26 protein-coding genes and 1 riboswitch are annotated in these 24,784 nt (G+C 48.2%); of the genes, 6 read left to right on the top strand and 20 right to left on the bottom strand.

Translation table 11 applies throughout. The features are described 5' to 3' along the window. Positions 1-126: 126 nt before the first annotated feature. From MHB46_RS16655 to MHB46_RS16570, 18 genes are all read right to left on the bottom strand, one after another. Entirely contained in the window at positions 127-1,392 is a 1,266-nt protein-coding gene (locus tag MHB46_RS16655; RefSeq protein WP_341162904.1) for an ABC transporter substrate-binding protein, read from the bottom strand. Positions 1,393-1,407: 15 nt separating this feature from the next. Beyond that, positions 1,408-2,244, bottom strand: coding sequence for a carbohydrate ABC transporter permease (locus MHB46_RS16650; protein WP_103047401.1), 837 nt, complete (start codon positions 2,242-2,244; stop codon positions 1,408-1,410). Further along, positions 2,244-3,152: a carbohydrate ABC transporter permease gene (locus MHB46_RS16645; protein ID WP_445667594.1), complete on the bottom strand. Its 909-nt coding sequence runs from the start codon at positions 3,150-3,152 to the stop codon at positions 2,244-2,246. Before MHB46_RS16645 ends, MHB46_RS16650 begins: the two co-directional genes overlap by 1 nt. 147 nt (positions 3,153-3,299) lie before the next feature. Then, on the bottom strand, positions 3,300-4,550 hold the full coding sequence (glyA, locus tag MHB46_RS16640) for a serine hydroxymethyltransferase (protein ID WP_013312336.1): 1,251 nt from the start codon (positions 4,548-4,550) through the stop codon (positions 3,300-3,302). 120 nt (positions 4,551-4,670) lie between these two features. Beyond that, positions 4,671-5,258, bottom strand: coding sequence for a TIGR01440 family protein (locus tag MHB46_RS16635; protein WP_341163761.1), 588 nt, complete (start codon positions 5,256-5,258; stop codon positions 4,671-4,673). Positions 5,259-5,478: 220 nt separating this feature from the next. Then, positions 5,479-5,560: riboswitch (ZMP/ZTP riboswitch) on the bottom strand. Between the two features lie 78 nt (positions 5,561-5,638). Continuing rightward, on the bottom strand, positions 5,639-6,223 hold the full coding sequence (locus tag MHB46_RS16630; protein WP_029518516.1) for a low molecular weight protein arginine phosphatase: 585 nt from the start codon (positions 6,221-6,223) through the stop codon (positions 5,639-5,641). A 104-nt stretch (positions 6,224-6,327) separates the two neighbouring features. Beyond that, positions 6,328-6,888 (bottom strand): manganese efflux pump MntP, encoded by a 561-nt coding sequence (locus MHB46_RS16625; RefSeq protein WP_023990719.1) that lies wholly within the window; start codon positions 6,886-6,888, stop codon positions 6,328-6,330. A 142-nt stretch (positions 6,889-7,030) separates the two neighbouring features. Then, entirely contained in the window at positions 7,031-8,278 is a 1,248-nt protein-coding gene (locus MHB46_RS16620) for an L-threonylcarbamoyladenylate synthase (RefSeq protein ID WP_341162902.1), read from the bottom strand. A gap of 155 nt (positions 8,279-8,433) precedes the next feature. Beyond that, entirely contained in the window at positions 8,434-9,126 is a 693-nt protein-coding gene (gene spoIIR / locus MHB46_RS16615) for a stage II sporulation protein R (RefSeq protein WP_341162901.1), read from the bottom strand. Between the two features lie 256 nt (positions 9,127-9,382). Then, entirely contained in the window at positions 9,383-10,576 is a 1,194-nt protein-coding gene (locus tag MHB46_RS16610; RefSeq protein WP_071643366.1) for an FtsW/RodA/SpoVE family cell cycle protein, read from the bottom strand. 75 nt (positions 10,577-10,651) lie between these two features. Then, entirely contained in the window at positions 10,652-11,551 is a 900-nt protein-coding gene (prmC, locus tag MHB46_RS16605; RefSeq protein ID WP_341162900.1) for a peptide chain release factor N(5)-glutamine methyltransferase, read from the bottom strand. Between the two features lie 3 nt (positions 11,552-11,554). Further along, positions 11,555-12,622 (bottom strand): peptide chain release factor 1, encoded by a 1,068-nt coding sequence (prfA, locus tag MHB46_RS16600; protein WP_013312344.1) that lies wholly within the window; start codon positions 12,620-12,622, stop codon positions 11,555-11,557. A gap of 270 nt (positions 12,623-12,892) precedes the next feature. Further along, positions 12,893-13,993, bottom strand: coding sequence for a redox-regulated ATPase YchF (ychF, locus tag MHB46_RS16595; protein WP_209947790.1), 1,101 nt, complete (start codon positions 13,991-13,993; stop codon positions 12,893-12,895). A gap of 131 nt (positions 13,994-14,124) precedes the next feature. Next, a complete protein-coding gene (locus MHB46_RS16590; protein WP_209947788.1) occupies positions 14,125-14,616 on the bottom strand; it encodes a GNAT family N-acetyltransferase in 492 nt (163 codons plus the stop codon). Further along, complete coding sequence (gene fni / locus MHB46_RS16585) at positions 14,613-15,713, bottom strand: type 2 isopentenyl-diphosphate Delta-isomerase (protein ID WP_341162899.1); 1,101 nt, start codon at positions 15,711-15,713, stop codon at positions 14,613-14,615. Before fni ends, MHB46_RS16590 begins: the two co-directional genes overlap by 4 nt. A gap of 351 nt (positions 15,714-16,064) precedes the next feature. Continuing rightward, positions 16,065-16,556 (bottom strand): DMT family transporter, encoded by a 492-nt coding sequence (locus MHB46_RS16580; protein ID WP_023990727.1) that lies wholly within the window; start codon positions 16,554-16,556, stop codon positions 16,065-16,067. A gap of 56 nt (positions 16,557-16,612) precedes the next feature. Beyond that, positions 16,613-17,317 carry a Crp/Fnr family transcriptional regulator gene (locus MHB46_RS16575; protein WP_341162898.1) on the bottom strand — a complete coding sequence of 235 codons (705 nt, stop codon included), beginning with the start codon at positions 17,315-17,317 and terminating at the stop codon, positions 16,613-16,615. Positions 17,318-17,376: 59 nt separating this feature from the next. Then, positions 17,377-17,802, bottom strand: a complete 426-nt coding sequence (locus MHB46_RS16570) for a DMT family transporter (protein WP_039271579.1) — start codon at positions 17,800-17,802, stop codon at positions 17,377-17,379. A gap of 235 nt (positions 17,803-18,037) precedes the next feature. On the opposite strand from MHB46_RS16570, the gene MHB46_RS16565 reads away from it, so the two are divergent. Continuing rightward, a complete protein-coding gene (locus MHB46_RS16565) occupies positions 18,038-19,534 on the top strand; it encodes a phospholipase D family protein (protein ID WP_341162897.1) in 1,497 nt (498 codons plus the stop codon). A gap of 34 nt (positions 19,535-19,568) precedes the next feature. Here the strand turns inward: MHB46_RS16565 and cls are convergent, their stop codons facing one another. Further along, complete coding sequence (gene cls / locus MHB46_RS16560; RefSeq protein WP_341162896.1) at positions 19,569-21,080, bottom strand: cardiolipin synthase; 1,512 nt, start codon at positions 21,078-21,080, stop codon at positions 19,569-19,571. Positions 21,081-21,285: 205 nt separating this feature from the next. Between cls and MHB46_RS16555 the strand changes: the two genes are divergently transcribed. The 4 genes from MHB46_RS16555 to MHB46_RS16540 are packed head-to-tail and all read left to right on the top strand — an operon-like array spanning position 21,286 to position 23,568. Next, the gene (locus MHB46_RS16555; protein ID WP_322155121.1) at positions 21,286-21,879 is read left to right on the top strand and encodes a TetR/AcrR family transcriptional regulator; all 594 of its coding nucleotides are present in this window, start codon (positions 21,286-21,288) and stop codon (positions 21,877-21,879) included. A 44-nt stretch (positions 21,880-21,923) separates the two neighbouring features. Beyond that, complete coding sequence (locus MHB46_RS16550) at positions 21,924-22,265, top strand: DMT family transporter (protein WP_341162895.1); 342 nt, start codon at positions 21,924-21,926, stop codon at positions 22,263-22,265. Continuing rightward, positions 22,265-22,579, top strand: a complete 315-nt coding sequence (locus MHB46_RS16545; RefSeq protein WP_013312355.1) for a DMT family transporter — start codon at positions 22,265-22,267, stop codon at positions 22,577-22,579. The genes MHB46_RS16550 and MHB46_RS16545 overlap by 1 nt, the downstream gene beginning before the upstream one ends. Before the next feature lie 56 nt (positions 22,580-22,635). Next, a complete protein-coding gene (locus MHB46_RS16540; RefSeq protein WP_341162894.1) occupies positions 22,636-23,568 on the top strand; it encodes a 1-phosphofructokinase family hexose kinase in 933 nt (310 codons plus the stop codon). Positions 23,569-23,672: 104 nt separating this feature from the next. On the opposite strand, the gene MHB46_RS16535 is transcribed toward MHB46_RS16540, so the two are convergent. After that, a complete protein-coding gene (locus MHB46_RS16535; RefSeq protein WP_341162893.1) occupies positions 23,673-24,107 on the bottom strand; it encodes an Lrp/AsnC family transcriptional regulator in 435 nt (144 codons plus the stop codon). A gap of 160 nt (positions 24,108-24,267) precedes the next feature. Between MHB46_RS16535 and MHB46_RS16530 the strand changes: the two genes are divergently transcribed. Beyond that, the gene (locus MHB46_RS16530; RefSeq protein ID WP_341162892.1) at positions 24,268-24,729 is read left to right on the top strand and encodes a VOC family protein; all 462 of its coding nucleotides are present in this window, start codon (positions 24,268-24,270) and stop codon (positions 24,727-24,729) included. Positions 24,730-24,784 lie beyond the last annotated feature (55 nt).

Genomic DNA, 24,784 nt, shown 5'->3' with positions numbered 1-24,784 from the left:
CATTCCATATTAATGTGATTATTCTCTCAAATGAATATTTTTTTGAATAAAAGCAATTTATATACAATAATATGCAAATGAAAAAGCTTATCCGATAAATGAATCGGAAAGCTTTTTCATCTATGCTTATCTATACTTCAAATTGTCCCATGCCCCCTGAAATTGTTGAAGCATTTCGTCCTTCGTGATAACCCCTGCAATATAGGCTTGCATACTACTGCTTAAATCCTGATTTAGCCCTTTCGGGAAGCGTTGAAAGTTCCAACTCCATATCTTGCCTTCCCTCACATGCCGAGATATTTCTGCACCTAGATCACCTGTCGTCTCGTCACTGGACGTGATACTTTTGAAGGCAGGAACAAACTTAAATTCCTTGGTGATATAATGTTTGCCTGTTTCTGATGTGACCAACCAATTGAGGAATTCTTTTGCCTCCTGCTTCACAGGCGAATTTTTGTTGATCACCCAGTTCGAGGCCACTCCCACCGCGAGTCTACCTCCTGTGGAGGAATCATTGTCTATAGGCGCAGGGAGAATACCCAAATTCAAGTTAGGATTAATTCCATCCATTTGCGGTTGCGTCCAGTTCCCCTGGTGCAACATAGCAGCCTTACCTGTCGAAAACAGTGTCACTTGTGTATTGTAATCCGTCGTGAGCGGATTGCGGTTCCCATATTTTATAGTCAGGTCAAGCAACTTCACCCACTGATCGAACACGGGGTTACCGGGGATGCGAGCCGTTCCTTTGTTTAAATCCTCAACATAACTTTCCGGGTTCGGCTGTCTGGCAAACGGGATATTGATAAAATGGTTCCCTAGAACCCACCATTCCGCATACCCGTTAGCAAAAGGTATAATCCCTGCCGCTTTCAGTCGCTTGGCTGCTTCCTCCAGTTCATCTATCGTCTGAGGCAGTTTGGTTATGCCCGCTTTTTTAAATAAATCCTTGTTATAAACAAATCCAAATCCTTCTAGGTTCATAGGCTGTCCATAAATCTTACCGTTAACTGTCATCGGCTTACGAGCGAAATCGTCCAGATCCTTCACCCATGGCTGATCCGACAAATCCTCCAAGTACTCCAACCACGTATCGCGGTCTTGGTAGCCCTCATTTGTAAAAATGTCCGGCTGATCGCCTGATGCGAATTTAGCCTTCAACGAAGCACCATAGTCCGTACCACCACCGACAGATTGGATATCCAGCTTGATGCCAGGATGGGTCTTTTCATATTCAGCCTTCAGCTTGTTTAACGGTTCCGATATCTCTACTTTGAATTGATAAATGTGTATCGTTTTTGTCTCACTCTGTTGAGCCTTCGTATTTCCACAACCTGCAAGTGTACATGCGAGCAGCACCATCAAGGAGATGACAAGTAACGCTGTTTTTTTCATCGATTATCTCTCCCTTCAGCCTTTGACCGCGCCGGCTGCAATGCCAGAAACGATGTATTTTTGCATCACCAGAAAAAACACAACAATTGGCGTGATCCCCAACACCAGTGCTGGCAGCGCCAAGTCCCATTGCTTGGTGTACTGACCAAACAACATATAGGTTGCAATCGGAATGGTGCGCAGCTCAGGATCATTCAAAATGAGCGAAGGCAACAGATAGTCATTCCAGATCCATAAGGTATTCAAGATAAGCACGGTTACGAACATAGGCAGCAGCAGCGGACAAACGATGCGAAAGAACACCCCGTACCGGGATGAACCGTCCACCCTTGCCGCCTGCTCGATCTCAATAGGTACCGTTTTAATAAAGCCATGAAAAAGAAAAACGGATAAAGGCGCTCCAAAACCCAGATAACATAAGATCAGTCCCGGTATACTGTTGTTCAAGCTCAATACGTTGGACACTTCCATAAGCGGCAACATAATCGATTGAAAGGGAACTACCATCGCAGCCACAAGCAAACCGAACAGGAACCGGTTAAAACGAGTGTCATGCCGAACCATCTGGTAAGCGGCCATCGAGCTGATTAGTAGCAAAAGCGCATTACTGACGATCGTGACAATCAGTGAATTCCCCAGTGCTGTGGGAAAATTTATTTTATTCCAGGCGTTAGCATAGTTTTCAAAACGGAAGGTTGTCGGCCACGAAGCGGAATGGGCCAAAATGTCGCCAAAGGATTTAACGGAGTTTACGAGCAAAAAATAAAACGGAACCAGAAAGATTAACCCGATCACAATTAGCAATATTTCAGCAGCCCATGTGCCCAAACGATAGTTTGACGTTTTTCCCATTACATTTCGACCTCCTTTTTCTTCGTGAGACGCACCTGAATGCTGGTAATGATTGCAACGACCACAAAGAAAATCATAGCTTTGGCAGTCCCTAATCCAAGTCGGTTATTTGTAAACGCTTCATTATATATGTCCAACGCTACAGACTCTGTCGACTTGAAAGGCCCCCCCTTTGTGAGAGCCAAATTCAACTCAAATACTTTAAAGGACCAGGATATCGCCAGGAACAAGCAGACGGTCACCGCTGGCATAATAAGTGGCACTACAATATGACGCAGAATCTGTCTTCGGCTCGCACCGTCGATTTGTGCCGATTCAATAAGGGCATGCGGGACATTATTTAACGAGGATATGTAAATAACCATGAGATAACCTGCATATTGCCACACAAACACAATGACAGTTCCCCAAAAAGCAGTTGGCCCATCACCCAGCCACGGCAGTTTAAAAAAAGAAAGCCCTGTTGCCTCACCTACTGCAGAAAAGCCGCGTACAAATATAAATTGCCAGATAAAGCCGAGCAGCAAGCCGCCAATCATATTGGGCATAAAAAATACAGTTCGCAGTGCATTACGGGTACGCAACGGTTTGGTAAGTGCATAGGCTAGGAAAAAGCCAATCAGGTTCGTCAGAATGACACCACATACGGTAAACCGGACCGTAAACCAGAATGCATTACGAAAATCTGGATCATCCCTAAAAATATGAATGTAATTCCCCAGTCCGAGCCATCGGATATTTTCAGATACTCCATCCCAGTTCGTCATAGAATAATACAACCCCAACAGGAACGGAATGACCATAATCAAGACAAAAAACAACGCCATCGGTCCTACAAATACGAGTTGCTGCAAAAATTGCGCGGATTTTCTTTGACTCAATGCAATCACTCCTTTGTCGTAGATCATGAAGGATAGCGCGCATAAACCCTTACTGTAATCGCTTATTACCCAAAAATGTATGTTTCGAGTCGTTCGGAAGCAAAAAAAGACTGTTCTCCTCCGGCTTACGGAAGGAAAACAGCCTATAACATAAAAATTATGAATGTCGATGAATTAGTATTGAGTTCCTGGATAAATCGGGAACTTGTCTGTCAACTCGCCAACCGCTTGGCTTGCTTTGGACAATACAGTATCATCTTTCGGGTTTTTAAGGGTTTCGGCAATGATTTTACCGATTTTGACCATAGCCTCTTCATCCATACCACGAGATGTTGCAGCAGGTGTACCAATACGAATTCCGCTTGTTACGAATGGACTGGTCGGGTCAAAAGGAATCGCATTTTTATTGACCGTGATGCCCACCGAATCCAATACATGCTCTGCTTCTTTACCTGTGATATTCAAATTGCGCGTATCCAACAGCATCAGATGGTTATCCGTACCACCGGATACAATGTTAATCCCTTCAGCCAACAGTGTTTCAGCCAGCACCTGTGCGTTGCGAACTACGTTTTGCGCATAGGTTTTGAACGATGGCTGGAGCGCTTCACCCAAAGCAACCGCTTTGGACGCGATCACATGCATCAGTGGCCCCCCTTGAGTACCAGGGAAAATAGCTTTATCAATCGCTTGCGCCCATGCTTTGCGAGTCAGAATCAGACCCCCGCGCGGACCACGCAGCGTTTTGTGTGTTGTTGTTGTTACAAATTGGGCATGCGGAACTGGACTTGGGTGAATTCCCGCTGCCACGAGACCTGCGATATGTGCCATATCCACCATGAACAGAGCACCTACATCATTGGCAATGGAAGCAAATGCTTCAAAATCAATAGTACGCGGATATGCACTCGCGCCAGCTACAATCAGACGAGGGCGGTGCTTAAAGGCTGCCTTGCGCACTTCATCGTAGTCGATGCGGAAGTTGTCTTCGCGTACACCGTAAGCAGCAAAGTTATACAACAAGCCGGAAGCGTTAACCGGACTTCCGTGTGTTAAATGGCCACCATGCGCCAGATTCATACCCAGTACAGTATCTCCAGGTTTGAGAGCTGCCAGATACACCGCCATGTTGGCTTGTGCTCCAGAGTGAGGCTGCACGTTAGCATGCTCGGCGCCGAACAATTCTTTTGCGCGGTCACGTGCGATGTCTTCAACGATATCTACATGCTCACAGCCACCATAGTAGCGTTTGTTCGGATAACCTTCAGCATATTTATTCGTCAGCACGGAGCCCATGGCTTCCATTACTGCTTCACTGACAATGTTCTCGGATGCGATTAGCTCGATATTGTGGCGTTGTCGTTTCAGTTCAAGTCCCATTGCTTCCATCACTGCCGGGTCACTTTTACGCAGGTGTTCCATCATGATTGATTACTCCCTCTCCATAGTCAATTGTTGGGTATACAAGCAAACGCCTGCTCCTCTGTTGGGTACCTCATCATCAATGCAAAAAAGATTAGTACAAACATGCCGCCATGCCAAATGCTAATCGCAGTTTCCGCCGACTTCTTGCTCCAGACTATACACTGCCCGTTGTCCACCAATAAGTGGAGGACGGGTGAATGCCGCTGTCACACGTGCTTCGCCAATCCAGCGAAGACTTGGGCGAAATGGAACAGCAATGGGTCGCAGATGCATGCCAATCAGCGTTTCGCCGATGTCTATCCCGGCATGGGCCTGCACGTCCGCCGCCAAACACGCGTCACTCATAGAACGATAGGCGACGGTGGCCATAGAGCCTCCTGCTGTACGAACAGGAACAGCTGCAACCTCCGTCAGTCCCAGTCGCTCCAGCACAGCCCGTTCAACGACCAGCGCTCGGTTTAAATGCTCACAGCATTGAAACGCCACATCAAAGCCATACTCCCTGCGAACGGACTCTACTCCAGACAACAGTTGCTGAGCCACATCGAGCGCTCCCGCCGTACCAATCCGACTTCCAGCCACTTCACTTGTGCTAACACCAATAACCAGCAGGCGGCCAGCCTTGAGACTGGCTGCTTCTGCGATTTCCCGCACAACAGAAGTGGTCTGTGCTTCCAGCGAAATCTCATGATCCAATTGTCCCACTATTGGAACCTCCTTTGGTTGAACAGTCTCTCAGAGACTAGGCACGGTCTCATGCCCCAAGTTCAACACACTCTCTCCTGATCACAATCTGACTATATTATAGCCGATGTTTCAGATTTCGAGCAGAAAAAATGGAAGAACCTTTAAAGGAATCAACTCTCAGCTAACAATCTGGCTCAACTTGTATATGAAAAAAAGAGCAGTCCACACCTATGTGGAATTGCTCTTTTGCCCAGGCGACCGGCCGTATATCCGATGCTCCATCGTGGTTAATCCCACTTTTGTCGCCAGTTACATCGGATTCTCATTTTTCCACCTTATCTTAACGGATTAGCCGCCGAAAATCAACAGATTCCGTACAAAACAGATGAGTAATACCAATTTTATTCGGAAGAAGCCTTTAGCTTGTCCAGCAGCTTGTGCAGCGCCGTACGGATTTCTGCAGCTGTGACATCGTAGTCTTCTCGCGAACCGCCAAACGGATCTGAAATATCAAAGCCCGGAATCCGTTGGTGTAATTCAATCATTCGTTCACGCTCCTGCGCCGATAGCTCTTGTCCAAGTGAAGCCATCAACTGCTGTGAAGCATATAAACCATCCAACTCCTGTACATCATTCAACACCGCATCCCGGTTCTCCACATATTCCTTAAGTGTAAATACTTTGCCCGCCGTTTGGGGAAAGCGCTGAATTACGTGCTGTTTATGTCCTTGCGTCAAGGTTAAGATCAGATGCGCCCACCCGGCAAGCCCGTCGCTCAAAGGGGTTGAAGTGATCTGATCGGATATATCGTGATCACGTAGAACCGCCTCTGCATGTCGGGATATCGGCGTGCCTTCCATCGCGGCTACTCCCGCAGAACGCACTTCCAGTTCTAGCCCATGCTCAGCAGCCAACTTACGTAGCATCCCTTCAGCCATTGGACTGCGACAGGTATTCCCTGTGCATACGAATAAGATATTCTTCAACGTTTTCACCCCCCGTATGTTAAAAAAATATATAAACAGAGGATTACTATAATCCTAATCCTTTACGATAACCCTGCACTTATTTTACACTGTCTACGCTAAAATCAAAACATAAACATAAAGCCGAATGCCAACAAAATGGCACCACCCACTGCTTCCCCATAATCTCCTAGATTACGGCTGACCTTGCGACCCAGCAGCAGGCCCAGCATCGCCATTGCTCCCCCGCAAAAACCAAACGCCAGAACGGACAGCACCAGATCACTCTGGAACATACCTAGTGACACTCCTACAGAAAATGAGTCAACGCTCACCCCAAGTGCAAACAGCAAAAGGCCTAAAGGCGAACGATGATCCAATACCTGTACGCCGTCCCCTTTAAAGGAATTATACACCATATGCCCGCCCAAAAGGATGAGTAGACCCCCTGCGAAGTAGGCCGTCACATGACCTAATAAAGAACTCATATAATGGCCTGTGAACATTCCCAGTAATGGCATCAGAATATGAAAAAAGCCAATGACAGTACTGATGCGCAGCACGTCTCGCAGGCGTATCCCCTTCATGCCGATCCCTACGCCCAGCGATAACGCATCCATTCCTAGCGCTACCGCCATGATCAGAATCGTTACAACCTGCCCGGCATGGGCAGAGGCTGCCAGCATACTCCATCCCTCCATTATCCGTCTGTTCTTGTACACGTTATGCGGACAAGGGGCAAATCAGTACAAGCATGTACTGAAAGTACCCAATACCGAGACGAGGAGGGAGGAAAATTTAATATAAGAGGCTCTGATTCGACAGAAGCTACAAGCGGACGATTCGGTGACCTGCCGCTTTAAGCAGGCGGTTCATGACGGCGTCTCCCAATCCCTTCGGCGGACAGGATTCCGCCAAAATGTAGGTGACGCCGTCCTCGTCGCAGCGGCGCAGCACGCCGTACAGGCGCTGCGCTGCCTCATGGAGCGCGTCCAGCTTGCCTAGCGTGTAGACGCGTTCTCCGGCGTAGCCGGCGGCATGCTCGTCGAACGCGAGCACTGCCGTGCGCTCCCCGCGCGCGGAAGCCTCCGCCAGCGCGGCGCGAATCCAGCCCGTCACCTCAACGGACGACGGGCCTTGTACCACGCTCAAGCGGCCTCGCGGCGCGTAGTGCGTGTACTTCATGCCCGGCGAGCGCGGCGCCGGGCTGTCTGCGTCTTCCCCGGGCGTAGCGGCCAACGCCGGGTCCAGCACGACGGCGCGAGCAACCGCAGCGAGCTGCTCGGCCGTCACGCCGCCAGGGCGCAGGATGGTGACGGTTCCGTCGTCACCCGCCTGCACCACCGTGGACTCGAGCCCCACCCCCGTGGGACCTCCGTCCAAAATGCCGCCGATGCGGCCCTCCAGATCCTCTCGCACATGCTGTGCAAGGGTGGGACTGGGCCTTCCCGACCGGTTGGCGCTTGGCGCAGCCAGTGGACAACCCGCTTCAGCGATCAAACGAAGCGCTATCGGATGATCCGGCATGCGCACACCAACCGTGTCCAGCCCGGCTGTCACACGCGATGACAGTGCCTGCGGCACTACCGGCAATACGAGAGTCAGCGGTCCCGGCCAGAACATATTCATCAGCGCTCGGGCTGTATCGTTTATTTCTGCTACCATACCCTCTAATTGATCAGCATCAGAAATATGTACAATGAGCGGGTTATCGGAGGGACGTCCTTTGGCAGCGAATACCGCCTCCACCGCTTTTGTACTACGCGCATCGGCCCCCAGGCCGTACACGGTCTCCGTAGGAAAGGCTACCGTCTCTCCAGTTTGGAGGAGTACGCCGGCCTCCCGTATGCCCTTTTCCGCCGCGATCCGAGTCTGTTCATCCCAAATTTCGTCAGAAACATCCCCGTCAGTGTTGCTCACAGGAACCAAACATCTTACATCCCACCATTGGGTATGGGAAGACTTCAATGCCTGCTTCAGCTCGCGAACCCCCTGTTCATCTAGCTTTTGCTCCGATTTTTCCTTTTGCACAAATTCTCCGCGCAAGTCTTGCATTTGATTCGATTTATCGCTCATATCAGATCATCCCATATCTTATTGTCATATACAGGCCAGTGATTTCGCTTGATCCTATAAGGCTACTTTGAAAGATCAGTTTATTTGGCTCTGCCATGTGTATATCTATCGTAAGCTCCATTATAGCATATCGGAAAACTTACACTCCTCAACGTTTAGGCAAACAAGCCACTCACCCAGCTACACAGTCCCGCAAGTGCATCCCACAGAAAAAAACGTACTTCCGGCTCCTTGTCAGCGGCATTCGTCCGACTTTCTCCGTGATCCGTTTTTGCTGATACCGTTTGTGCCGCTGCTTCCCCACTGCCTGCATCAATAAAGCACAGCGGAGGAAACAGCACGCACCACCAATTTTGCCCTTTTCCTTGCCCCAGCGTAACCCGAAGCGCTTCATAATTCCCTGCTGGGTAGACCAGACCACCGTACATTTTCGTCGGGAAAGGTACGCTCGCCAGTTCCACCTGATGATCATATGCAATGCCGCGACGAGCCAGTTCCGTACCCACCAAACGGTCAATTTCAGGTAAATGAGCACCAATCAATGATCTAGCTTGATCTAAGCTTTGCGGGTTTTCCAGCTCACCCACCCAGGCATTCATCTGCTGTACAATAGCGTCCCGTATTTCGCGTTTAACCAGCTGATCCTCCGGACGATCCGAGTTGGCCAAAATACGCAGTCGAATGGAGTCATGTGGAATCACATTCAGCCCTGTTGTAGCTACTCCTGATGCTAAGGTTCCTCTTGTTCCAGTGGTCATAGCAGCATCCGTCTTTTGACCTTCCCAAGACATCATTAATATCGAAATACAAACTAGTATCATTGCAGCTTGCTTGATCCAGCTTCTCATCTTCGTCTCCCCCAAACCCAAACTCTATCATGTCTATCAGTCTGTCCGGTTTGGGAGAGTCTAAACCTATGAATCTTGTAAAAGATTCAGGAACACTTTACAGATTTTCTTCACACACCCTCAAATCATGCTACACCAAGCTTCTGACCCTCACCGAGGCATATAAAAAAGCCCAGATTTCACAATCTGGACTCTCTCGTTGCACCGTTTCAACCCACACAAATACCAATCAGTTTCAAGCCAAAATCCACCTGCACTAGGCTTTTTTCGCCTTCGTCAAGCTTACTCTGGAAGGCTGCGGCAGATCGTCCTCCAGCTCTTGGCCGTGCACCTTAATACTCATAACCAAGCCGATACTAGCCATGTTAATAAGCAACGAGGTACCACCATAACTTATGAACGGGAGCGTAATCCCCGTAAGCGGCATAATGCCCAGAAACGCACCAATGTTCTCAAAAATCTGGTACAGCAACATGGACACAATCCCGACAATAATATACGGTCCGGCGCGATCCCGGCATTCCAGCGAAATCAGGATCATGCGGTGAATCAAAATAAAATATAACAATAGCAGCACTGAAGAGCCTACAAAGCCAAATTCCTCCGCTACGACCACAAAAATAGAATCCGCGTACGTATAAGGAACACGCCCGGACTGTACCGAGGTTCCTTGCAAAAAGCCCTTGCCCATCATCCCGCCAGAGGCTATCGCCAGCTTGGCATTTTTGGTATGATAAGACGCCTTTGCGGTTGCCTCTTCCGGTACCAACCAAGGGTCCAAACGCTCAACCCAGTGACTACGGCCAATCCCCTTCATAAAGGAGTCAATCTCATCGTGAAACGAAATATAAGCTTTGATCCCGCCACCAACAGCGACTGCAAATACGATGAATCCGATTAACGCATGAGATGCCTTCACATTACCAATCCATAGCATACCGATGACGATGACAATGTAACCGAGCGCATTACCCAAGTCATTTTGTGCCATAACCATGGCAAACGGGACAAAGCTCACCAGAGCGACTGGAAGAACATCCTGAATAAAATACAGCTTGCTCTTGCGCTTTTTGATCAGCATATAAGTCAGAAAAATGATAAGGACCAGCTTGAATACCTCAGCAGGCTGAAGATTCAAGCCACCAATTTTCAAAAAGCCCTGAGAGTTGTTAACCGTCCCGCCAAAAAATCCGAGACCCAATAGGAATATTCCGCCTCCATATACGTACAGGGCTTTTTTAATGAATATCCGAAAATCGACCATCGCTAAACCCAAGATCGCCACAAAACCCAATATATAATACCCGATCATCTTCTGGTAGTCATTGCCGTGCTCTGCCAAGTTCGTAGGGCCCCTACCTGCGCTGTATACCGTTATGATACTAATCGCCATGAGCAAAACCAGAATAAAGATAACCGGACCGTCAATTTTTTTCAATTTCTGAAGCATGATTTCCCCCTGAGCCGTTTCTCGGTCATACCCCTCTTATTCTAAAGGAAAGACTCGCAAAAAGAAAATGCAGCACTACTCCGAGACGCCTAGGACATGTCGTTCGATCCCTGCAAGGTCAGGCACGATTATAATGTCCTTCCAATGACCTGCCTGTTCCAACAGGCCAGCCACGTCTCTGGCCTGTCCCATCCCCAGCTCAAACCCGATTAGCCGGGGCGGAGCCTGAAGGAGTCCGAGCTGCTCCAGCATTGCCCGATACGGGCCGAGCCCGTCAGGACCACCATCCAACGCCATCCGCGGCTCATGGTCGCGTACCTCTGGCTGTAAGCCAGCGATGTCAGCAGCCGGGATGTACGGCGGGTTGGACACGAGAATGTCCACCCTCGTTCCCGCAAATGGCGTCAGCAGATCGCCCTCGCGGAATTCTACGGCTGCGCCGTTCGCAGCGGCGTTATGAGCCGCTACTTTTAACGCGGCAGCCGAAATATCCCCTGCCGCCACGCGCCAGCTCGGTCGCTCGGCCGCCAGCGTCACAGCGATTGCACCGCTGCCCGTACCGATGTCGAGCGCCTGCGGAGCGCCGCTTGGCCACAGCCGATCACCGTGCTGGAGTATCGCCTCGACGAGCAGTTCTGTCTCCGGGCGTGGAATCAGCACCGACGGCGAAACCATGAACGGACGGCCATAAAATTCCTGCCGTCCGATAATATACTGCGCCGGTTCACCCGCAGCTTTACGGGCTATGATCCGTTCCCACGCCTCCTTGGCGGTGGAAGGGAACGGATCACCCAAAGCGGCGTAAAACGCCGTACCTTCCAACCCGAGCACATGCTCCAGCAGCAAACGGGCATTATGCTGCGGCTCCAGAACGCCACAGCTTCCTAAAAAAGAAGAAGCCTCAACTAAGGCTTCTCTGACACTCATGTTCCGTTCCGGCGACATCCGATACACACAATCGCGTTCGTTTCCCAAAACTTAAACCTCTTGTTCCATCAAATCAGCCTGCTCTGCAATCGTGAGCGCCGATACGATTTCTTCGATCTCCCCGTTCATCACCTGGTCCAACTTATGCATAGTTAGTCCAATACGATGATCCGTTACACGGCTTTGTGGGAAGTTGTAGGTACGTATACGCTCACTGCGGTCTCCGGTACCTACTTTGCTCTTACGCTCGCCTGCATATTTGGCTTCCTCTTCCTGACGCAGCATATCCGAAATACGGGCACGCAAAACTTGCAGCGCCTTCTCCTTGTTGGAGTTCTGGGATTTGCCGTCCTGACAGGTTGCCATAATACCTGTTGGCATATGCGTTACACGCACCGCCGACTTGGTCGTATTAACGGACTGTCCGCCCGCACCGCTGGAACAGAATGTATCCACGCGAATATCCTTGTCGGAAATTTCAATATCCACTTCTTCTGCCTCAGGCATAACGGATACCGTAGATGTCGACGTATGAATACGTCCACCTGATTCTGTCGTCGGAATCCGCTGTACGCGGTGTGCACCACTTTCGAATTTCATTTTGCTGTATGCACCACGACCGTTAATCATGAAAATAACCTCTTTAAAGCCCCCGAGGTCATTCATGTTCGCGTCCATCAGCTCTACACGCCAGCCTTGGGTATCGGCATAACGAGTGTACATCCGGTACAGGTCAGCTGCGAACAGTGCCGCTTCGTCACCACCCGCTGCACCACGAATCTCGATAATAACGTTCTTATCATCGTTCGGGTCCTTCGGCAGCAGCAAAATACGGATTTTTTCATCCAACTCCCGCTTGCGAACACTCAGTTCTTCAATCTCCATTTTGACCATTTCACGCATCTCGTCGTCCAGCTTTTCACCCTGCATGGTTTTTGCAGCTTCCAGCTCTTCAACGACATTTTTATATTCGGTATATGCTTCATAAGCAGGCTGTAAATCAGACTGTTCTTTGGAATAATCTCTAAGTTTTTTGCTATCGTTCGCTACATCCGGATCGCAGAGCAGTTCGCTCAGTTTATCGTAGCGGTCCGCCAATGATTGCAATCGGTCCAACAAGCGATTCACCTCTTCAGTTAAATTAATATGAACCAGCTTCAATTTCACTGGCTACAGCTCTTTATTATACCAACTAATTCATGAATTAGCTACAAGAAATACTGACTAATTTAGGATTTTGCAAAAATCCACACAACAGCAATACAATAAAAAAGTCGCCGCCCTAATATAGGCAGCGACCACGTAATCTAGCACTTTTCAGAACACACATACATGAAGTCATCGTCTTTTATATATCCGAATCAGGTATTGTATTCTGGAAATTATATATTAAACATTAAAACGGAAATGCATAACGTCTCCGTCCTGCACTACATATTCCTTACCTTCCAGACGAAGCTGACCACGTTCCTTGGCCCCGTTCATCGAACCAGCAGCGACCAAATCATTGTAGGATACAACCTCGGCACGAATAAATCCGCGTTCAAAATCCGTATGGATTACGCCCGCAGCACCCGGTGCTTTCGTTCCTTTATGAATCGTCCAAGCGCGTACTTCCTGTACACCTGCTGTGAAATACGTATACAGTCCCAACAAGCGGTAAGCCGCTTTAATCAGACGGTTCAATCCGGATTCAGCTAATCCCAGCTCCTCAAGGAACATCGCCTTGTCTTCGCCTTCCAGCTCAGCGATTTCAGATTCTACTTTGGCGCTGATCGGTACCACTTCTGCATTTTCCGCTACGGCAAAATCGCGTACCTGTTGCACATATGGATTGCTGTCGGCTTCCGTTACGCCATCTTCGCTGACATTTGCAGCGTACAGTACAGGCTTCATCGTAAGCAAATGAAGATCGCGTACAATCAACCGTTCTTCATCCGTTAATTCTAAGCTACGCGCAGGTTTATCAGCATACAGCGATTCCTTGATCCGCTCCAGCACTTCTACCTCTTGGGTGTACTGCTTGTTGCCACCCTTCATGTTTTTGCGGGAACGTTCAATACGCTTGTCTACACTTTCGATATCCGCCAGAATCAGTTCCAAATTAATGGTCTGAATGTCGCTGATCGGGTCAATTTTGCCGTCCACATGGGTAATGTTCTCATCTTCAAAGCAACGTACCACATGTACAATCGCATCCACTTCACGAATATGAGCCAGAAATTTGTTACCCAGACCCTCGCCCTTGCTCGCACCGCGCACAAGTCCTGCAATATCAACAAATTCAAATGCCGTTGGCACCGTTTTATTCGGCACAACCAGTTCGGTCAGCTTATCCAGCCGCTCGTCTGGTACTTCAACGACGCCTACATTGGGGTCAATCGTACAAAATGGATAGTTTGCGGATTCCGCACCCGCCTGCGTTATTGCGTTAAAAAGTGTTGATTTGCCCACGTTCGGCAAGCCCACAATCCCCGCTTTTAAAGCCATAATCAGAACAACTCCCGTTTATATAAAATATGCGTTATGCCATCCGTTAGTTTACCAACCCACATTATATATGAGAACCTATACACGCGGCAAGCATACGGTTATGAAATTCAGGATATTGCTATCCCTATTTAGATTTCTTTGCTCATCTGGATATCTGTAATCCGATAGCCCGACTTGCGATATACATGCAAAGCTCGCTCATTATGCCCAAATACATGCAAACCGATGCGGACTGCTCCCAGTCTGCGAGCCTCCTGTTCCAAAGCCCCCATCGCCAGCGTGCCTAGACCCCTCCCCTGATATGAATCGTAGACAAGAATATCCAGTAGGAAAGCTTCTTTTCCTTGCACCCCATCCGTAATATTGAACCAGATGTAGCCAGCTTCCTCCTGACTCTGCCCCCCGGCATCGGAAAACATCAACATATACAGGTGAGCATGAGGTGTGTCTAGTCTCTGTGGCAGGTATCGAGCAAAACTTTCTGCCGCACGTTCTGGTGCTTCTTCTACCGTCCATGTACCTGCTTGGATTTTCTCATCCGCATAGTCGGCAAGCGAGCGTTGTTCAAATCGATCATATTGCTCCGCATTCATCGGAACCAATGTAATAAGTCCGCTCATCCGTTTACCTTCTTTCTTAGTCGAGTCGTATCTTTGAGTCCTTCTATTCCATCTACCCCAATCCCAAACATGACCGTTCGGAGTTCCAGCTCCACCTGCTCCAGGCGTGCTTCCAGCGCTTCGCTGGAGGCAACCGCCGAACCGAGCAAAGAACGCCCGAAGCCTGCCATGTCAGCCCCCAGAGCGAGCGCCTTCGCTGCATCGACACCGTCTCTCAGTCCACCGCTGCCGATCAGAGCACCATGTGGCTGAACGGCTCTGACTTCCACGATACAATCAGCGGTCGAGTTGCCCCAATCCGCAAATGCCTCCGCCGCCGCGCGACGAACAGGATCAGGATTGCGAAATTTCTCCACTTGGCTCCAGCTTGTCCCGCCTGCGCCAGCGACATCTATAAAGGCTGCACCCGCATCATAAAGTCTCGATGCCGTCTCGCCATCTATGCCCCAACCTACTTCCTTCACTCCTACAGGCATTGAAAGCTGACGACACAACTCCTCAATGCGCTTAAGCAAACCGCTAAAATCCAAATTCCCTTCAGGTTGAAAAATCTCCTGCAATCCGTTCAAATGCAGCACCAACATATCTGCTCCGGCAATTTCCACTGCACGGCGACAATCGTCCACGCCAAATCCGTAGTTCAGCTGCACCGCACCCAGATTGGCAAGGATCGGGATACTGGGTGCCAGACGGCGAACCGCAAAGGTTGAAGCCAGTTCTTCCCTTTCCACCGCAGCCCGTACCGAACCGACGCCCAATGCCCAGCCGCGTCTCTCCGCTGTCTCTGCTAATCGCTCATTAATTGCTCCTGTCTCGGCGCTGCCGCCTGTCATGGAGCTAATAAGCAGTGGTGTTCGTACAACTCGTCCTAAAAAAGTAGTATCCAGACGAACCTCGTCAAAATGCAACTCCGGCAGAGCGCAGTGCTTAAAGGCATATCGCTCCAGCCCGCTGGTAATGCCTTGTCCGGCCACATCTTCTTGCAAACAAAGGCGGACGTGCTCAATCTTCCGTTCGCCTGTCCTCGCGGCAGGCAACAAAGAGCCGGATCTATTAAAACCGTCAGGTGCTCCTTTTTCATTTTCTGTACTACTCATCTATGTTCCACCTCATCCAAAGTCACTCTGTTATTGCATCAAGTTCAAGAAGCACAAATAAGACCGTTCCCGAACACGGTAACCGATCTATTTATCGTCTCTTATATCAAATATCGTAGCCCTTAAAGTGGCTATTTTAAGATACTTTCATTGTATCATGGATGGGAAAATATATACACGATCGTGAACATTTTTTCTTACCCCTAGGTCATGTTCAAAATACGCAATATAGCAGTTATTTCGGAAACTCTACAGAAAAGCCGCTCCTAATTGAGCTGCAGCTTTTCTGCAAAATGCCTATTTGAAAGGACGATCCCAATCCCAGCAAGATAAAGGTCATTACAATCTCCTTTATCCCTTCATCGAATCAGGTACAGATGAAATGCTTTCTGCTTGCTCCTTCGTACGCCCATGTCCAAATTTGAATACGAGAATACCACCGATAATGACCAATACACCGATCAACTTATTAAAGGTAAACGGAATCTTTTCTAATCCCAGCCATCCTAACGAATCCCACAACAGGGCGGTCCCTAATTGTGCCGTCAATACAATGGAGATCGCATAGGTCGGCCCAAGTCGCTTCATTCCTTGTACCAGACAGAACACAACACCGACACCAATCATGCCACTGAACCAGTACCACGGCTGCATATGCTGTAAAGCAAATGTATTTTTCCCTTCAAAAATAAGACTCCCGAGTAAGGAAGCCAAGAACCCTGTTCCCAGCACCAATGTTGTTGTGGCCCACGATCCTGTCCGTTCATTCACCTTATTATTGAATATCGTTTGCAGACTGACCAAGGCACCTGCGATAATCGCCAATACAATTCCTAATAACATATGTTAACTCTCCCTTGATGATCCCTGATATTCTTCTGCTTTTATAAAAGCCCATATTACAATGATTCATAAATATTATGTCCTGCCAGTTCGCCCAAACCTTTTCTGTCTCTAATGACAATGTAGCCTTTTGTCCGTTCAACCCATCCATCTTCAATCATTTTGCGAATAACACGGTTGAGATGTCTATAGCTGGTTCCGATCAAATTCGCCACATCTACTAGACTGGATGCACGTAATTCCTCATGAAAAGCCGTATTCGATTCGTCAAAAGAAACCGATAGCAGGTAGCTCGCCAGCCTGACTTCCACCGGATACATGAGATTGAAACTGGAAAAGTCGGAGTCCAGGCAAAACTTTCGCGTGACAATATCCAATAGAAATTGCAGCAAAGGAGCATAGTCTCTGCCATATTTGTTCATCCATTGGTGGTGAATACCGATCACATAGATCGGAGACACTGCCTCTACTGTGTTGATGACGTGACTACTCCGAATATATTCAACATCTCCTATAACCTCGATCGGTGTTTTGAAGCAAAGGATCAGGGTTTTCCCTTCTGTAGAGCTGGTATAAATCTTGACCTTGCCCTGCACCAGTATATATAGATGCTCGATGGGGCCCCCCTGTAAACAGAGCTTTTCCCCTTGCTCCAAACGATGCAACGACAAATAAGGATGTAGTGGCTCGTAGAGTATGGATTCCAACTCATGCAGCTGCAAAAAATATTTTAGCTGCTCTTGATCCTGAATTTCTCTCATTCCTAAGCTCACCTTCAATCTCTTCATTCTAAGCTTTCTTTACAAGTTAAATTTCTATTTTAAAGCTTCAGAATAATTACACCCGCGATCATCATACCAATACCTATAAATTGTGGCAGCTTCATCTTTTGCTTCACTATACCGAACCATCCCTTAATATCTACCAGGAAGGTTAAACACAACTGCGCAATCAACAACGCCGAGATCGTGAACGTAACCCCAATATGTTGGATTGCCGTGACTTCACTAAATATAATAATTGCTGCAAAGGCACCGCCCCAAAGATACATCGGCTTTACCTGTTTCAGTTCAGCCACATTGCCATCCCTTGTAAACATCCAGACTAATGCTGCCAAAATAAAGCCTATTAGCTGAGTAACAGTGGCCGCCTGCCATGTACCGATATCCTGACTAATCCGTGTATTCGCTACCCCCTGTAGCGTAATACACGCTCCTCCCAGAAAAGCAAACAAGATTCCTCTCATAAATCGTTATTCTCCCCATGTAAATGACTTTTCTATATATTAAATTATAGGGCAGACTTCCTATAAAGGACATATGTCCTCAACGAATAGTAAATTATATTCCATTTCATTTCATTTATTATCCGCGTCAATCCTGCACACTTGCGTTAATAACTTGACAGTATCCCATCATAAAACTGCATGTTCCGGCACGATAAAATGGAATGCAGCATTCAATTGAGGAGTTGATCGTCATATGACTACACGTGATCCGCTGCATTCTGTGCCGGAATATCAAAGAAGAACTGAGAAAAAGGGTCGGGCTTTTAAAATCGCCATTCTGGTACTTATCCTCTGGCTGATTGCCGTCATGCTGTATCAGACCCATAAACCATTGCCTCCGTTCGTCTCTTATGAGAGTCAGGAGTATTCGACCCATGAGGTAAACTTCTGGACAGATTTGACCTATCCCACCGGGGATGGAAGCACTGTACAGCATGAAGGTCAAATTTTGAATCGTATGCTCGGGATCATTGATGAAGCCCAACAATTTATTGTCATCGACCTGTTTCTGTTCAATGACTATAAGCATAAAGGTCAACGCTTCCCCCAAGTCAGCGCACAAATGACCGATCATCTTATTGCCAAAAAGAAAGCTCATCCGGATATGCCTATCTTTTTCATTACAGATGAAGTCAATAGCAACTACAATTCTGCCCCCAATCCTTTGTTGGAGAATATGAAGCGAGCAGGGATTCAAGTCGTGCAGACCGATGTAGACCCGTTGCGGGACTCCACGCCCATCTATTCGGCGGTGTGGCGTACCTTTTTCCAATGGTTCGGGCAGCAGGGCACAGGCTGGATTCCCAACCTTATGGCCAGTGACGGACCTGATGTTACGGCTCGCTCCTATCTTAAGCTGTTAAACGTCAAGGCCAATCACCGAAAATTGGTTGCCAACGAACAGACAGCGCTCATTTCTACAGGCAACGTGCACGACGCGAGCGCCTATCACTCCAATGTAGCGCTGGAGGTGAAGGGGCCTATCATCGGAGACATTTTACAAACAGAGCAGGCGGTGTTGGACTTCTCGGGTGGTGGGCAGCTTCCTGCCTATACACCACAGGCCGAACCCAAAGTTCCATCGGGTAAGGACAGCTACCGGATCAAATATCTAACTGAGGGCAAGGTGTACACCTCGGTTCTGGATGGCATCGGGCAGACGAAGAAAGGTGACAGCATTCATATGGGCATGTTTTATTTAGCTGACCGCAAAGTATTGAATAGCCTGCTGGATGCCTCTGCGCGCGGTGTAAACATCCAACTGCTACTGGACCCCAATCAAAACGCGTTTGGTCAGGAAAAAATCGGCATCCCCAATCGTCCGGTTGCCCAGGAGTTGTCCGATAAATCGGGCGGGAACATTCAAATTCGCTGGTATCATACCACCCATGAGCAGTTCCATACCAAACTGATTTATATCGCCAAGGCGCAAGGAGAGCATATCATTTGGGGTGGCTCTACCAATCTGACCCCCCGTAATCTGGATGATTTGAATCTGGAAAATGAGTTGTGGGTGGCCGCTCCGGCGGACAGCAAGCTGACCCGACAGGTTGCGGCCTATTTTGATAAGCTATGGAATAATCAGGGGGCTGAATACAGTTTGGATCTAGCAGCTTACGAGGATCATTCAACATTTTGGAAAGATATTATATACCGTCTACAGGATATTTTAGGCTTTACTACATTTTAACTACGGGATACTGCTGTAGCGAATTCGTTTATGCTTACAGCAGCGGTGAAAGCAGCCGCGCGAGCGATTCCATCAAACGTTTGAACAGACGTTTTTTCATGAATTCTTCACGTACAATCAGACTGGCAGAGTGCAAATCTCGTTCGTAGTCTGTTACCATCTGCTGCACACTGTGCGTTTGAATTAACAGAGCGTTAACTTCAAAATTCAAATGAAAGCTACGCATATCCATATTGGCTGTCCCGATCGTCGCAACTTCCCCGTCAATGATGAGGAGCTTGGAGTGGAGGAACCCCTTCTCATATTCATATACCTTGACTCCAACCTCCAGTAACGACTGGAAGTACGAATGAGACGCGAGGAACGGTAGCCATTTATCCGGTTTAGCGGGAAACAGAATACGCACGTCCAACCCAGACAAGGCAGCCATCCGTAAGGCAGTCAGGATATCTTCATCCGGGATAAAATAAGGAGTGGCAATCCAGACTGATTTTCGGGCGGACGTGATCATGGAGAAAAAGAGATTTTTGAGCACTCTCCGCTCATTATCCGGGCCACTGGCAATAATCTGCACGCCTCCGTCCGTAATTGGTTCAATATTGGGAGACAGATATTCGCTATCGAGCACCGACTCACCCGTCATGTGAAGCCAATCTTGTAGAAATATAAGCTGCAACGTCCGTACAGCTTCGCCCTTCACAATCATATGCGTATCACGCCAAAAGCCGTAGGCTTTGTTGCGGCTGAGATACTCATCTCCCACATTTAGACCGCCAATTAATCCGATATTACCGTCGATGACTACAATTTTACGGTGATTACGATAGTTTACCCGGCTGGAGAAGAACAAGATCCGAGCGCCGCCGTACGCAACGACCTCTACTCCTGCATCTCTCATTTCCTTTAAAAATGACTTCGACAACTGAATACTGCCCACCGCATCGTACATAAACCGAACCTTAACACCCGCTTTAGCCTTTTCGATCAAAATTTTCTGAATGCTGGTACCGATATCATCCGACCGGAAAATGTAATATTCCATATGGATATGATGCTGCGCCTTGCGCAGTTCTTTCAGCAAAGTGGAGAAGGTTTCATCTCCATTGTTCAGAATTTGAGTTTCTGTCGCAAAATAAATCGGGGAGCGGGCCAGTCTGCGGGCCAAACGCATTAACTGTTGCTGCTCATCTGTAAAGCAGGTCAGATCTCGTTTGACTCGCAAAGCATCCTTTTCTATGCGGTCGTAAGCCTGTTGGTCACGCAATGCCTTTTTATCATACTTGCGACGCTTGAATACATTTTGCCCAAACAGAAAATAAAGAGGAAGTCCAACGACTGGCAGCAATGCCAGCAGCAAAATCCAGGACATCGTAGTGGAGGGATTACGATTCTCCGTAAAAATAATCAGACTGATGGAGATCACTGTCAGGGTGGAAAAAATACTGATGACAGTTCCTTCATTTTTGCCGATGTAATTAAACAAGCCAAAATAATAAATAATAAACACCATAGCCGCGATCAATACGGCCAGTAAGCTTCGCCTCATAACTAACCTCACTTCCAGTGGACTGCATTTGACAAGTATTCTTCATTATATTGTACATGAGCCCCTTATTTCTTCCCACTTTTTTATTAAAATGTTGATAAAAAAAATCCAAAGAAAAGCTTTATACAGAACGCAATGATGCTGGGTTGACACTTACTTTTTTTCGTGCAAGAATAAACTAACGAACGTTAGGTAGGTGACAATAATGGGGATGGAAGAGATTCGAAAGGCCGCTCTTTTTCAATTTGCCACCAATGGGTATGAGGGAGCCTCCTTGAGCAGTATTGCCGCTGAGGTTGGTATCCGAAAACCGTCTATATACGCGCATTTCCAAGGCAAGGAGGATCTGTTTCTACAGGTGGCTAGGTACGCTTTTCAAGAGCAGAATTTACGTATTTTCGAATACTTTACGGAACGTAAAGATCAGCCGCTTAAGCATACCCTGCATGACTTCTTGTTTTGGATGGGACAGGAATATGAGAGCAACGACTCAGCCAAGTTTATGCTTCGTTTTTCCTTCTTTCCGCCTGTATCGTTGTATCACGAGGTGCTGGATATTGTTAATCCTTTTCTGGATAAAATGGAGCGAAAATTAACTCGCCGCCTCCGGAATACACGGGATCGGGAACCCTTTGGGCATATGGAGCCCGTGGATGTGGCTTTGGCTTACATGACACTGGTGGACGGGGTCATGGTGGAGCTCCTGTACAGTGGAAGCATCAATTACCACCGGAGACTGAACGCTGCATGGCCTATTTTTTGGCGTGGGATTACGTTAACTTCACCTCATGAAGCGTGAAGCCGTCGAACTTATAAAATTTATTTTTGAGGAGAACATTCATCATGAATCGCAGTTGGATTTACGTTTTTGTTGGAGGTCTGATTGAGGTGGTATGGGTATCGGGTTTGAAGCATGCGGACTCTATACTCGCCTGGATTGTAACGGTGCTGGCCGTGGTGGCCAGCTTTTATTTAATCATTAAGGCTGCGAACCGACTGCCTGTAGGCACAGTGTATGCTGTATTCACCGGACTAGGGACGGGGGGAACAGTCGTAGGCGAAATGCTGCTATTCGGAGAACCGTTTCAATGGTCCAAAACGCTATTAATCACCCTTTTGCTGGCAGGTGTGGTCGGCCTGAAGTTAGTTACCGACCGTGATGTTCAGGAAGGGAGTGGCGCATAATGGCTTGGATTGCATTGGTTATCGCGGGGTGCTCGGAAGTGTTAGGAGTCATCGGTATGAAGGGAGTTACGGTGGGCAAAGGCTGGAAGTCCTTAGTGCTTATGGTCTTATCCTTTGTTCTTAGCTTCTCTCTACTCAGCTATGCCATGAAAAGTTTGCCTATGGGCACCTCCTATGCCGTATGGACAGGCATTGGAACGGTTGGCAGCACGATTACAGGCATGTTCTTGTACGGTGAACAAAAAAGCGTACTGCGCGTTTTATTCATCGCCATGATTCTTGCCGCAGCATTGGGATTAAAGCTGATATCTTAGCATGAGCGAATGGCATCAAATGTTGCAAATTGCTGATCTTAAAGGAGTGATGCCTTGTGATTACCACCGTAACGCTTAACGCGGCTGTGGATAAAATCTACACGGTTGCAGGCTTCGGTTTGAATGCCGTCCACCGCATTGAAGGCGGCCTCACGGTGCCGGGCGGCAAGGGCGTGAATGCCGCTCGCGTCATTCGCACGCTAGGCGAGCCTGTACGAGCGACCGGGTTTGCTGCCGGGCACACCGGACGGCTGCTCATTGACGGGTTGAGCGCAGAAGGCGTAAGTGCCGATTTCATTGAAACGGCACATGGGGAAACCCGTCTCGCCATTACCGTGCTCGACCCGTCCGCGCTCACGCAGACCGAGCTGATCGAGAGCGGACCGACCATTGGGCCGCTTGAATTAGCCGCACTGCGGCGCAAAATCGAGACCCTTGCCGAGGATTCGGCTTGGATCGTATTCTCCGGCAGCCTGCCACCCGGCTGCCCGCCCGATCTGTACGCCGAGCTGTGCACGCTGGCGAAGGCACGCGGCGCGCGGGTGGCGCTGGACGCGAGCGGGGAGGCGCTGCGCTTGGGGCTGCGCGGAAAGCCCGACCTCGTGAAGCCTAACGAGGACGAGGCCGCCCACTTCGCGGGAATCGACGCAACGCGCCCGGATGCCGCTGAAGCGGCGGCAGCAAAGCTGCTGGAAGCCGGAGCGCAGCTGGCCGTCATCTCGCTCGGCGCGCGCGGGGCGCTGGCGGTAACGAGCGATGCGCGCTACTGCGTGAGCCTGCCAGACGCGGACATTGTCAGCGCGCTCGGCAGCGGTGACGCCATGGTCGCCGGGCTGGTCACCGGCGCGGCTACGGGGCTGGATCTCCCTGCCATGCTACGCCAGGGAGCGGCCTGCGGCACAGCGGCAGCTCTGCACGCCATGGCCGGGAAAATCGAGCTCCAGGACGTGAAGCGCCTGGAGCAGAACATTATGGTGACGCTGTTGTAATTCAGCGTCATTTTTTTTATTTCATCCAAGCATTCGCTTATCTTCATTTCACAAATACAGTTATTCCGAATGCTCTATATTCCAAATGTGGGTTTTCGATTTGCTTACAGCAAAACCCTGTTTTCCAGTATATTTTTCATACAAATATGCGACTTCGAAGGCCCCAGCTTAACTAATGAATCCTGAAGCTCTGCAATTTCCTCTACCGACGCGGTTTGTACCTTAATGAGATAATTAAATTCCCCACTGATGCGAAATAAATCGGTAACTTCCTTAGCCTCTCTACAAAATTCAACTAACTCTTGGCAATGTTCTGTCTTTATTAGAATAAATGTAGTCGTTCCTCGATTCAGTTCCCGTAAATTAAATACGGTACTATATCCCGAAATAATCCCTCGTTCTTCAAGCTTGATTATCCTTTCTTTAACAGACGGCTGTGACATCGAAATTTCTTTACTGATTTGGGAAATAGTTATCCGAGCATCATGCTGTAGCAATTTCATGATTTTGTGATCTATATCGTCTATGTGATGCTGCATATCGAGCCCCTCCTGACCTGAATTTTAAAAAATAACATTTTTCACCCAAATTAACTTTTATTTAATAATTAATATAGTATAAAAGCCTTACTTTAAATATGTAAGCACCACATCATTATTTATATAATAAGGCTTACTCACATATAAAGGAGGATTTGAAATGAGTGTAAAGGGACTAGCGCATGTTGCCATACAAGCCCGTGACTATCAAGCGACCATTGCATTTTATACCAAGGTATTGGGATTTAAAAGAGGACATCACTGGAGTCTTCCGTCTTTTCGAATTCAAGAGGCTTCCATGCTGATCTCACCCGATCAGAGAACCTGTCTCGAAATTTTTGATAATGATGCTGTCATTCCTGCCCAAGGAAAAAAAGCTGCATCCGAGCAAGAGATTGCCCACGGGGCTTTATTACACTTGGCATTTTACGTAGACAATGTGGATGAAATATATCAAAAAGCCCTTGCCCACGGAGCAAGAACCTTTGTGGAACCCAATCAGCTTACACTTGGCGAACCTCCTCTAGTTGTAACAAATGCATTAGTCCACAGCCCCAATGGTGAGGTTATCGAATTTATCGAGGATGTTAATTTTGATATGTCCTTATCTAGCAATAAGTAATTCTCATAGCTATTAAAAAGATCCACTTCCCGGTGAAGTAGGATCTTTTTATATT

Source organism: Paenibacillus sp. FSL H7-0703 (genome assembly GCF_038003485.1).
Classification (GTDB): domain Bacteria; phylum Bacillota; class Bacilli; order Paenibacillales; family Paenibacillaceae; genus Paenibacillus; species Paenibacillus polymyxa_B.
Note: the sequence above shows the minus strand (reverse complement) of the source record. Positions and strands in the feature narration are given on the sequence as shown.